The organism is uncultured Pontibacter sp., assembly GCF_947492645.1.
In the GTDB taxonomy this organism is placed as follows: Bacteria; Bacteroidota; Bacteroidia; order Cytophagales; family Hymenobacteraceae; genus Pontibacter.
Genome location: NZ_CANLMZ010000003.1, coordinates 119,846 through 131,403, shown reverse-complemented (window position 1 = coordinate 131,403; position 11,558 = coordinate 119,846). Strand labels below are relative to the sequence as shown.

11 protein-coding genes are annotated in these 11,558 nt (G+C 45.2%); all 11 read left to right on the top strand.

Annotation, left to right across the window (positions count from 1 at the left end; translation table 11 throughout):
• Positions 1 to 281 precede the first annotated feature (281 nt).
• Complete coding sequence (locus Q1A23_RS03385) at positions 282 to 776, top strand: hypothetical protein (RefSeq protein WP_299819490.1); 495 nt, start codon at positions 282 to 284, stop codon at positions 774 to 776.
• Positions 777 to 848: 72 nt separating this feature from the next.
• A complete protein-coding gene (locus Q1A23_RS03380) occupies positions 849 to 2,048 on the top strand; it encodes an MFS transporter (RefSeq protein WP_299819487.1) in 1,200 nt (399 codons plus the stop codon).
• 292 nt (positions 2,049 to 2,340) lie between these two features.
• Positions 2,341 to 3,063: a hypothetical protein gene (locus Q1A23_RS03375; RefSeq protein WP_299819484.1), complete on the top strand. Its 723-nt coding sequence runs from the start codon at positions 2,341 to 2,343 to the stop codon at positions 3,061 to 3,063.
• A gap of 299 nt (positions 3,064 to 3,362) precedes the next feature.
• Entirely contained in the window at positions 3,363 to 4,484 is a 1,122-nt protein-coding gene (locus Q1A23_RS03370) for a hypothetical protein (RefSeq protein ID WP_299819481.1), read from the top strand.
• Between the two features lie 197 nt (positions 4,485 to 4,681).
• A complete protein-coding gene (locus tag Q1A23_RS03365; protein ID WP_299819478.1) occupies positions 4,682 to 5,524 on the top strand; it encodes a serine O-acetyltransferase in 843 nt (280 codons plus the stop codon).
• A 12-nt stretch (positions 5,525 to 5,536) separates the two neighbouring features.
• A complete protein-coding gene (cysK, locus tag Q1A23_RS03360; protein ID WP_299819475.1) occupies positions 5,537 to 6,454 on the top strand; it encodes a cysteine synthase A in 918 nt (305 codons plus the stop codon).
• Positions 6,455 to 6,617: 163 nt separating this feature from the next.
• Positions 6,618 to 7,352, top strand: coding sequence for a DUF4184 family protein (locus tag Q1A23_RS03355; RefSeq protein WP_299819472.1), 735 nt, complete (start codon positions 6,618 to 6,620; stop codon positions 7,350 to 7,352).
• Positions 7,353 to 7,812: 460 nt separating this feature from the next.
• Positions 7,813 to 9,087 carry a site-specific integrase gene (locus tag Q1A23_RS03350; RefSeq protein ID WP_299819469.1) on the top strand — a complete coding sequence of 425 codons (1,275 nt, stop codon included), beginning with the start codon at positions 7,813 to 7,815 and terminating at the stop codon, positions 9,085 to 9,087.
• Complete coding sequence (locus Q1A23_RS03345) at positions 9,065 to 10,093, top strand: hypothetical protein (protein WP_299819466.1); 1,029 nt, start codon at positions 9,065 to 9,067, stop codon at positions 10,091 to 10,093. Before Q1A23_RS03350 ends, Q1A23_RS03345 begins: the two co-directional genes overlap by 23 nt.
• A gap of 80 nt (positions 10,094 to 10,173) precedes the next feature.
• Complete coding sequence (locus Q1A23_RS03340) at positions 10,174 to 10,536, top strand: helix-turn-helix domain-containing protein (protein ID WP_299819463.1); 363 nt, start codon at positions 10,174 to 10,176, stop codon at positions 10,534 to 10,536.
• Positions 10,529 to 11,554: an AAA family ATPase gene (locus Q1A23_RS03335; RefSeq protein ID WP_299819462.1), complete on the top strand. Its 1,026-nt coding sequence runs from the start codon at positions 10,529 to 10,531 to the stop codon at positions 11,552 to 11,554. Before Q1A23_RS03340 ends, Q1A23_RS03335 begins: the two co-directional genes overlap by 8 nt.
• Positions 11,555 to 11,558 lie beyond the last annotated feature (4 nt).

Genomic DNA, 11,558 nt, shown 5'->3' with positions numbered 1-11,558 from the left:
TTTATCACTTCTATAAAGTATATATTTCTAGATAGCCTTATAATTATTTAAATTAAAATTTTGATGTTTACCCTGTATCCGAAGTCTTAGTGAAAGATGGCTGGCGGCGTAGCAGATTTTATGTAAATTCACGGAACGACAGTAGCTGCTGCTGCTGTTTACTAGCTTCAGGCAAACCTGGGCATTGCAACATCGCCTTATAAGATAGAGGGAGATTCACATTTCCACTTTCTACAACTTGGAGTAGTAACAGGCTGGTTTAGCCACAATGATATACTTGTATGCACGTCACTTTATACCCTCAGAAGCAACTTCAGCAAAGCTTGAGATTTATACTTATAGCAGGCACATTTTTAACCCTTGGTGGATTGTATGCCTTAGCAAGAGAAATTTTTATCTTGGATACTTTTCGGTTAAGTTGGGCAATCAGCAGCGGGGTAGTGCTTTTGGCAGGTCTTGCCTGCCTGTTTGTTGGCAATAATCGGGTGGTGATAAATCAAGCTTATTTCTCCATGAACCCAGAGTTGGTAAAGTATAGGCTGGCCGTGTTTGCGCGTGAGCGGGTAATTTACTGGAAAGATGTAAAGGCACTAAGTATATCTGCATACACCATTGTTTACCATCTTACTTCTGGGGCAAGTATAAAAATGAGATTGGGCCATATCCAACAATCCGAAGTGATGTTGCATGTATCCAGAAGCATTCACCTGGTTGCCCTGGAGAAAGGCATCATGATAAACGGTGTACAGACTGCTAAGCAAGGCTCTGTGGCTTAGTTATACTTTAAAACTTTATTTACTGGCATCAAAGCGTAAGCTTTGCCACCTTTGCAGGCTCATTTGTAAAGTATGGCAAAGCAAATCACGCGGGTATATGGTCTTCAGTTTGGCTTACTGTGCTTAAGCTCCTTTCTGTTTTTCGCCAGTTTTAACATGATTATCCCGGAGCTGCCGGATTATCTCACCAGCTTGGGCGGCGAAGAGTATAAAGGGCTGATCATTTTTCTCTTTACGATTACAGCAGGCCTCTCCAGGCCGTTTAGTGGCAAATTAGCGGATAAGATAGGGCGAATACCTGTTATGATGGTAGGAGGGGCTGTTTGCATCCTCTGCGGTTTTCTGTACCCTGTAACCGGAAGTGTGGCGGCTTTTCTGCTGCTGCGGTTTCTGCACGGCTTTTCTACAGGGTTTACACCTACGGGCACATCTGCTTACGTAGCCGATGTGGTACCCGTGGAGAAAAGGGGCGAGGCAATGGGCTTGATCGGCCTGTCAGGAAGTATGGGCATGGCCGCTGGCCCTGCGCTGGGAGGTGCCATTGCCAACCTTTACTCGGTTAACACAATGTTTTACGCATCGTCTTTGGCTGCTTTTCTGTCGGTGGCGGTGCTGGTGCGCATGCACGAAACCCTGGATAACCCGCACCGGTTCAGGATGGGGCTATTGCGTATATCACGGCACGAAATATTTGAGCCGCGTGTATGGGGGCCTTCGTTTGTGATGCTGTTTTCTACGTTTGCCTTTGGCACTATACTTACCATCATACCCGATTTTAGTGCACACCTTGGCATACAGAACAAAGGTCTCTTCTTTACCAGTTTTACTGTGTCATCGCTGGCAATTCGGTTTTTGGCTGGGCGCGCATCCGATAAATATGGCCGCATCAACGTACTGCGCATCAGTACAGGCCTTTTAACAGTAGCCATGGTAATGGTTGGTTTATGTGCCTCCGCAACACAATTGCTGTTGGCTGGTGTGCTTTTTGGGGTAGCTACCGGTATGAACTCTCCAACTGTTTACGCCTGGACGATAGACTTGAGCCACGAGGCCCACCGGGGTAGAGCCATGGCCACGATGTACATCGCTTTGGAAGTTGGTATTGGCTTGGGTGCACTCTGTTCTGGCTGGCTTTACGACAATAACCCTGACTATTTTACGCGCACGTTTTGGGTGGCAGGCGCATGTGCCTTTATTTCCTTTTTATACTTGATAACTTCTTCCAAAAGGCAACTGGACAGCCCCGCATTCCTACGAAAGTATAGTAGCTGATATTGTATTATTTATATATGTCTATTTGTTAAGGGTATTGATAATGATATATTTTAGTGCAATTAAAGCTTTTGAAAAATTTAACTAAAAAAACAAAATTTAGCTAACAGATTTTAAACATCTGCCGTACACACACCCAAAGCAGTTCTTAACTTCCCTATCAAATCTATTCTGGTTTACATAATCCGGATCTATACTTAAACCTGAAGCTATTATATGAGCAGCAGGGAAGTATAATTTTGCCAATAGGGAAGCAAGTCTGCCAGTATGTGTAAATAACTAAAGTGTGTGTATGGAAAAGTTTACTTTAAAATCTTTGTGTGTAGTTGCGTTTAGCGTAGTGTTGTTGGGTTGTGAGAATGAGAATGATGCAGTTTCACCGCTTGCAGTAAACGACACCAGTAACTTTGGAACCTCCCCGGATGCCTGTGAAGTGATAGAATTTGACGGTTACAACGACATCGAAACAGGAGCAGGGTCTGTAACTACAGTATATAGCGAGGGTACGCCAGTACGCGTATCTGCTCAGTTAAAAGCCGATAGAGGCGCTTATTTTAATACCGAAAGAGGCACTTACTCTAACACTAACGCTGCTATACTTTATAACACCAGCCAGCCAGACGAACGTAACAAAAACTTCAGAACACCAAACAATGCGGCTATCAGGCCAATGGGAAATGTGCTTACCGCCGGTAAGGTACAAGGCAACGCAACGGCTATTTATAACAAAGGCAGCCGCCTCGAAATGGACTTCTCGGCAATGGGAAGTATAACTTTGAACGCCATACATGTGCTGGATATAACACAAGATGAAGCCGACTCTGAATTAGAACTGATAGATAAAAACGGTAACGTTATAAAAGCTTATAAATTGCCGGTTACAGGTGCTTATGGTGCAACCCGCCTTAACACCGAAAACACAACTGGTGTCGAGAAGATACGCGTAACCTTCACGGGCAGTAGAAAAAACTCCGGCTCTGGCGCGATCGACGTAATTGAATTCTGTAGAGACTAATACTATAAAATTATACTCCTTTTAGCTTGCTTGTAAAACAGGCAGGCTAAAAGGTAAACCAAAACTGTACTATTTAAGACGCTATGAAATTTTAATGATAAAATACCTTGAACCTGGCTGAGTTAATTTGCCAGGTTTTTTTTGCCCTTACCACAATCAACATACCCTCGCACGGCCTTTACGGCTGCTGCGCCTCACCCTTTGCCAGATAGCGGTTGCTTTTTGAGTTGCCCGCTATTGTTAATTATCACCAGAATATGGTGCGTGTATTTTTTAACCATTATTAAACTATGAAATTTATGAAAAGAAATCTAGCTAAAATGAGTGCCTTATGTTTAGGTGCTCTTGTGTTTTTCGGTTGTGAGAAAGAGGAGGATGCAATGGGTACAAATGCTTCAGCAAGCCTGAATGCTGTATCGCAGAACTGCTATACTATTGATTTCGAGAATTTCTCAGCCAGCGATTATCCAATATCCCAAGTATCCGGGGCGTATGGAACAGTAGGAATATTTGCTAAAAAACGTGAAGCTAATAGTATAAACGATGATTACACAAGTACAAATGTAGCAAGAGTATACGATGCGCGGGTGCATACCGGCGACGATGGGCATGATTTGGGTGTGCCTGATCATCTGGGAAAAATGTTAATCGCTAACCAATACACGCCAGCAGAGGTGGCTGCAAACCCTAATGGCTTAGATGCACAAGGGCATAAATTCTCCGACCCAAGTGATAATGCCTGGGGAGCTACCCTAGCGTTGGATTTTTCAGCCATATCCAACGGGGTTTTCTTAAAATCTATTGATGTTGTGGATGTAGACTTAAACCACGTGGTGGAAGACCAGTCTTATGTTCGGGTGATTGATGCTAAAAACCAGGAGTATAACTTCCCGCTTACTCCTTACAAGGAAGAAGGAAGTGTGCAGACGGTTACCCTAAACGTGGCAAGTGCTAAAAAACTCATGGTGGTGCTGGATGGAGTAAACACATCTGTAGGCTCTGGCGCAATCGATAATGTCGTTTTCTGTGTCGATAAACCTGTTATTGCAGAACCAACTGGCTGCACCCGCACACAAGGCTACTGGAAAAACCATGCAAATGGCAAAAAGGCTGATCCGGCATGGGGTAACCTGGCAAACACTACTTTCTATACAAGTGGCCAAACATACCTTAAAGTATTGAACACACCACCAAAAGGCGGAAACGAATATTACATACTCGCACACCAGTATATTGCAGCTAAGCTTAATATGACTGCAGGGGCCTCAATGCCAGCAAACGTAAAAACAGCCTTTGATAAGGCAACAGCTTACTTTACTAACCCGTCGGCATCAACAGCTAGCAGGGGTACAATTATAAGTTGGGCAGATATCCTGGATAAATATAATAACGGCAAAATGGGCGTAAGCCATTGCGACTAAGGTAATTCAGCCTTGCTGAATGATAGAGGGCCTGCGGTATACACCGCAGGCCCTCTTAATTATATGCAAGATGTATAAACTACTTCTTGGTTAAGCTGTTGTTCATACTAACAGCAACAAGATTGGTGCTTTAGGCCTAAAACCTCTTGTTCTATTTAAAGTATAAAAGTAACTGTACCTAATTCTTTGAACGATCCATGCTTTCAGATAAAAAGGCATTTATAGAGCACCTGGCCAACAGCCACCGGAATTCAGCCCATGTAGTGCCAAGGTCAGTGAGTTGCGCCTTTTTAGATGGCCTACTGCAGTTGCTTTTCCCGCCGCTGTCTGAGCAAAGTATAAGCGCCAGCAAAGAGGTGGAGCACCGGCTAAAGGTACTGGAGTCGGACTTGGTCCTGATCTTGATTAAGTTACAGGAACGCTTGCCCGAAGCCCCTGCAACTATAGTAAGTGCTTTTTTTGATGCGCTGCCAACGGTGTATAATGATCTAGTGGAAGATGCCCGCGCCATAGAGGCCGGCGATCCTGCAGCCGTAAATACCGATGAAGTAATACGAACCTACCCAGGCTTTTATGCAGTAGCAGTATACCGGATTGCCCATTTGCTTAATAGGTTACAGGTGCCTTTGCTGCCACGTGTTTATGCTGAGCACGCACATACCAAAACAGGTATCGACATACATCCGGGTGCAAGTATAGGGGCCGCTTTTTGCATCGACCATGGTACCGGTGTAGTAATTGGCGAGACAGCCGTTATCGGTGATAATGTGAAGCTATACCAGGGAGTAACGTTAGGCGCAGCAAGCGTAGATAAAGCGATGGCCAACACGAAGCGGCACCCGACTATAGAGGATAATGTGATTGTTTATGCAGGCGCAACCATACTTGGAGGCAATACTATCGTTGGCCGCCATAGCATAATAGGAGGCAATGTATGGCTTACAGAAAGTGTTCCGGCCTTCTCCAGGGTTTATCACAGGTCTCAGATCAAAGTAAGCCAAAAGCCGGACCCGTCATACCTTATCAATTTCTCAATTTAAAAAACATACTATATGAAAGCGAAAACTATACTTGGCACTATTGGCAACACGCCGCACGTGCGCATTAACAATCTGTTTGGAGATAAGGCAGAAGTATGGATGAAGCAGGAGCGTAATAACCCTGGTGGAAGTATAAAAGATCGTATTGCGTTGGCCATGATCGAAGATGCGGAAAAGAAGGGAATTCTAAATAAGGACAGTATTCTTATAGAGCCAACATCTGGTAACACGGGAGTAGGGTTGGCTATGGTGGCGGCCGTTAAGGGGTATAAGCTTATACTTGTAATGCCGGAGTCGATGTCTATTGAGCGGCGACGGCTGATGACGGCCTATGGTGCCAGGCTGGAACTGACGCCGCGCGAGAAAGGTATGAAAGGTGCCATTGAGAAAGCGCAGGAACTGGTGCAGGAAAACGGAAACGCCTGGATGCCCATGCAATTCGACAACGAATCAAATGTTCAGGTACACATCAGCACAACCGCGCAAGAGATTATCGATGATTTTCCGGAAGGATTAGATTATGTGATAACGGGCGTTGGTACAGGTGGGCACATTACAGGTGTAGCAAAGGTGCTTAAGGGGCGCTTCCCTGATTTAAAAGTGTTTGCCGTGGAGCCTACAGCATCGCCGGTGCTTAGTGGCGGGCAGCCTGGCCCGCATCCCTTACAGGGTATTGGTGCCGGCTTTATTCCAAAAATCATGGATACTAGTTTGCTTGATGGAGTTATCCAAGTAGACAAAGATGAAGCGTTTGATTTTGCCCGCCGTTCTGCACGCGAAGAGGGTATTTTTGTTGGTGTATCTTCCGGTGCCTCACTTGCCGCTGTAAATAAGAAAATCGAAGAGGGGATACCGGATGGTTCCAGAATCCTTACATTCTGCTACGATACCGGAGAGCGTTACCTGTCTGTGGAAGACTTATTTGTTTAACGAAGATTATTGTCAATAAAAACCAGGGCAGCTATCCGGTTGCCCTGGTTTTTATTATTCAAACTGGCTAGCAAAGTGGATCATGTTTATGCCCTGTTACTGTAAACAGCAGGCTTGGCTAAGCGTGCAACTAAATTCTTACCTTAAGTTAAACGTACTTAATATGCCATTTACTTTTTCACATCCGGCCATTGTTCTGCCACTAAGCCTTCTCCCCAGAAAGTGGGTATCTGTTACAGGCTTGGTTATTGGTAGCCTGGCACCGGATTTTGAGAAGTTTTTAAAAATGGTGCCGGGTAACACCATTAGCCATGCCTGGGAAGGTATATTCTGGTTTAACTTGCCCTTGGGCATTCTGCTTTGCTTTTTGTTTCATAATGTCATTCGCAATCCTCTTATCAACAATCTGCCTGCTTTTCTAAAACAGCGCCTTACAAGTTTTATGGCCTTCGATTGGAATTTCCATTTCAAAAGTCGCTTTGGCGTTGTGGTCACATCCATTCTGATTGGTGCTACTTCTCATATTTGCTGGGATAGCATTACGCATCGGAAGGGTTTGGGAGTAAAGTTATTTCCTTTCTTGTCTCAGGTTGTAACTGTTGCTGGCGAGAAAATGCCTCTGTACCATTTCCTGGATCTGGTTGGGTCCATGGTGGGTGGCTTATTTATAGTAGGTATAGTTATGTGTTTGCCCACAGGCCAGCGCAAGCTACTTAGTGGCAGGAAATGGAGCATGTATTGGCCCGTTGCAGGGCTTACAGCCATAGGGGTTGTGGTTTTGAGGGCGCTAATAACCCTAAACAGCGAAGCATACTGGAACTTCATCATCACTTCCATATCAGCTATCTTGATCGGGATAACAGTTTCGTCCTTTATTGCGAGGTATAGTATAAAGTAAGCTAGAAATTACTTCTGGTTGTCTTGTGACTTAGGCTCTTTCTAAACTCATTAGAATTGGGCGTTCACATTAGCTAGGTGAGTATAGAATGCTGCTAACTGTGCAGTTATTAGTAAAGAAAACTGATAGTTCTGACCTGCTTACTTTAAGTTTATAGTATACTTAGAATCGAGTTGAGTGAATGAGGAATGCACAAAAAAAAGCACTTACCAGTTTTACCTTGTAAGTGCTTGATTATCAAGTGGAGAATATCGGAGTCGAACCGATGACCTCTTGCATGCCATGCAAAAAAGTCTGTCTTTCCTGCAGTTTCATATGTTTTCAAAGTTATTATAAGTATCTTATAATGAATTGTTTATGTTGAGAGCCTGTTTCATTATGTAACACCTTTTAGCATGCATTCGCTGAGTCTGTGTGCAAATTGTGTGTGCAAATTTTCAAACCTTGAAACAGAGACAGCATGTACCACTACTCAGATAACGGCGTCACATTGGCAGCCATCCTGGATAACAGGAGAGCTAAAAAGTCAGGTCAGTTTCCGATTAAAATAAGGGTTGCTTATGCACGGAGCAGGCAATATTACTCTACGGGTAAATCAATTTCGCTAGTGGAGTGGGAAAGGCTCCCGTCCTCAAAAACTAAGGCCTTGTCAGAAATACGAGAAAGCGTACAGGTAGCGGCTGACAAGGTTAAGGAGTCGGTCAAAGAGCTTGTCAAGCAAGATCAGTTCTCACTAGAGGCATTAAATAAGCGCTTGGGTAGTGCTACAGGAGATACGCTTAATACAGCATTTCAGGCGCGTATTGACGAGTTAACTGCGAAAGGCAAAGTTAGTACCGCAGATTGGTATAAGTACACGCTACGCAGCATTAAACTGTTTGCCGGTGAAAGAATAAAATTCTCGCAGGTGACAGTTGAATGGCTCCACCGCTACCAACAGCATCTGTTGGCGGAAAACAAAAGTTATACTACCATCTCCATGTACATGCGCGCTTTACAGGTGATCATGAACGAGGCGAAAGATGCCGGTATCGTGAAAGCCGCACAGCATCCATTCGGGAAAGGCAAGTATGAGATTCCTCAGCACGAGGGCCGCAATATCGCCCTGTCAGTTCAGGATGTAGGCAAGATCTACAATTACGAATGTGAAACAGAGACTATTGAGAGGTGTCGGGACCTGTGGATCTTTCTGTACCTGTGCAACGGAGCCAACATCACAGATGTATGTAAGTTAAAGTACTCTAATAGCCGCAACGGGGAAATCTGCTTCTACAGGCAAAAGACCATCGCAAAGGCGAAAAAGAAAAAGCTGATTTATGCCACAATCACCCCTGAAATGCAGGCTATCATGGACAGGTGGGGAAACAAAAGTGGTGAACCGAATGATTTTATTTTCCCGATCCTGAAAGGGACTGAATCCCCGGTTGATGAAAGGCGCGTTATTAAAAACATCACCCACCTGATAAACGACAAAATGAAAGACATCGGTGGGAGCCTCGGACTCGGCAACATTAGCACCTATACCGCACGGCACAGCTTTGCCACCGTACTAAAGCGGTCAGGGGCAAACATCGCCTTTATAGCGGAGAGCTTAGGACACAACGACGTAAAGACAACGGAGAATTACTTGGCCTCATTTGAAAAAGAGGAGCGGGTCAAAAATGCTGCCTTACTGACTAGCTTTAAGAATGTGGAACAAGGAGAGGTAGCAGATGAGCAAAGCGAACAACAATAATAAGAAAAAGGCCGACGCTGCGAACGCAGATGCGGTGGAAAAGATAATGTCCTATCTGGATGGTAGCTTTATTAATGACTACGGCAAGGGACACGCCAGACGCTTAGCTGCCAAACAGCGGGAGCTAGAGGCCCCTTTTCGGAAAGAGGTGGACGAATCTTTGGCTGCTGACCTAGGGATTGCCTATACCGGGCCCGGTGCTACCTCTTTGGTTATCACAACGCCTGGGGTGGCGCACAGATATCTGCAAGCGGTTCATGCACAGGTGGCGTTTGAGGCACTCAAGCTTGCTTTCCATGGCATGTATGCAGGCGGAGTCAATGAGCTGCTGCTTAAAAATGAGGTTGAACGAATTCAGGGTTTTATTGCCTATTCAGAGGAGCAGGACACGCATGACGCTATGGATGCGCCCCCCAGCAAGGGAGTGGCAAATGTAGACAGTAACGTAGATTACAGAATCGCAGACACGTCCTATGCCGCTGAGTACTTGCGGCTCAAAAATGACTTTTACGAAACCCACTTTTACGAGGGGAGCCCGTTTGATCGGCCATCCATGGTGTACGCTTTGTGTTGGTTGTTCTTACCATATCTGCAGGGGCTACTAAGCCATTACATGGTTCAAGAACAAGGGAATCCGCAAATTGATGCTAGAACTGTGGCCAATAAAGGAAAGGAATCAAACACGGTTGCACAGCATAAAAGTTTGGGCCTAACACAGGCTGTCCGTGCCTTGTACTATTATTATTTACAGGAGGCAGGTTATGAAAAGCCTTTTGAGTGCCATGAGCGAGGTAAGCTTGCGGCTATAGAGGAGATAGCGTTGGAAAGTGGCTTTAGCCCGAAAGCGTTCCAGGCTGCTTATAATAAGATTCAAAACTCACGTTCTACTAGAGTTGCAGGTAGTCAAGTTAAAAATTTGCAGGCCGTTACAAAGTTGCTTGTAAGCTATCCAAAAGCACTAGAACTGGTACAAAATGAATTAAAACAGGCCGAAATGAAAAGATAACCCCCTTACGTAACCCCTTACCACCCCTTACCCCCTTTTCATTTGGTGATTTTGCGCTCGTACTAATTTTATTACGAGAAATGGAAAACCCATTTGAATACATTGAAAACAGGTTGAGCAGCATTGAGTCATTGCTGCTGTACCTTAAAGACAAAACATTTTCAAAACCTGCAGAGGAGGCGGACAGATGCAGCTTGCCTCATGCTCTTGTATTCCTGAACGGACAAGGGTATCCTATCAGCAAGTCCAAGCTCTACAAGATGACCGCCGCCGATGAGGTGCCCCACAAGCGCTTTGGTAACAGGTTGGTTTTTTCACGGAAAGCGCTGCTGGAGTGGGTTGAGTCCCAGACAACGGACAGGGGTAGAGGTGCTGCCCGGCAGGATGTTTGTCTAAAGTTGGCTGCGTCAGCTAGAAAGAAAGGAGGGCGCAACAATGGATAACACGATAAGAGTAGAAATTCCATCGACGGATCTAAACGAGCTGGTGCGTAACGGGCAAAGCACGAGTTCTGGAGCAAGGCAGTATCGAGAGTTTGAGGTAACAGGGGAACAGCTACTGTTGGAGGATGTGCAGGAGATGGAGTATTTGGTTTACCCTTTACTGCCCAAAACGGGTGTTGCTGCGGTTGCCGGGGCCTCAGATACGGGCAAGAGCATGTTCCTGCGCGATCTAGCGATCAAGCTAGTGGCAGGTGAGGATACCTTTCTGGACTTTCCCCTTTCTCCATCCCACAAGAGCTGTGTCTATGTATCCTCTGAGGATGGGAAAGAGGCTACTGCTTTTCTGCTGCAACGTCAGGCCTCATGTTATGATCATGAGGCGTTGCGAAACCTGCGTTTTATATTTGACTTTGAGGAACTTTTGCCGATGCTTGATGCTGCTTTAGATAACAGACCGGCAGACCTTGTAGTAGTTGACTGCTTTTCTGATGTTTATAGCGGTGACCTAAAAGACACCCAGAAAATGAGGGCATTTCTGAATCCTTATCAGAAACTGGCTGAAAAACACAAATGCCTGGTTTTGTTCCTGCACCACACCAGTAAGCGAACAGAGCAAAATGAACCCAGTAAAAACAATCTGTTGAGCGGGCAGGGCTTTGAGGCGAAAATGAGGTTGGTAATAGAGTTCAGGGCAGACTCAAATGATCCAAACAGGCGACATCTCTGCATAGTTAAGGGGAATTACCTTTCGTCTAACTTTAAGAACGAGAGCTTTGTGTTGAACTTTGATCAACAGAACTTTACATTCTCAAATTCGGGAGAAAGGACTCCGTTCGAGCTTTTGGTAAAGCACCCGGATTCTGATAAGGCGCGTGAAAAGTACGAACAGGCCAGACAATTGAAAGAGCAGGGGTTAGCTTATGACGAGATAGCGTCACAAATCGGGTATGCCAATAGGGGGAGCGTATCCAAGCTCTTTGATAAAGCTGCAAAGCTCGGGTGGTCAGCCCGCAGTTGAGTTC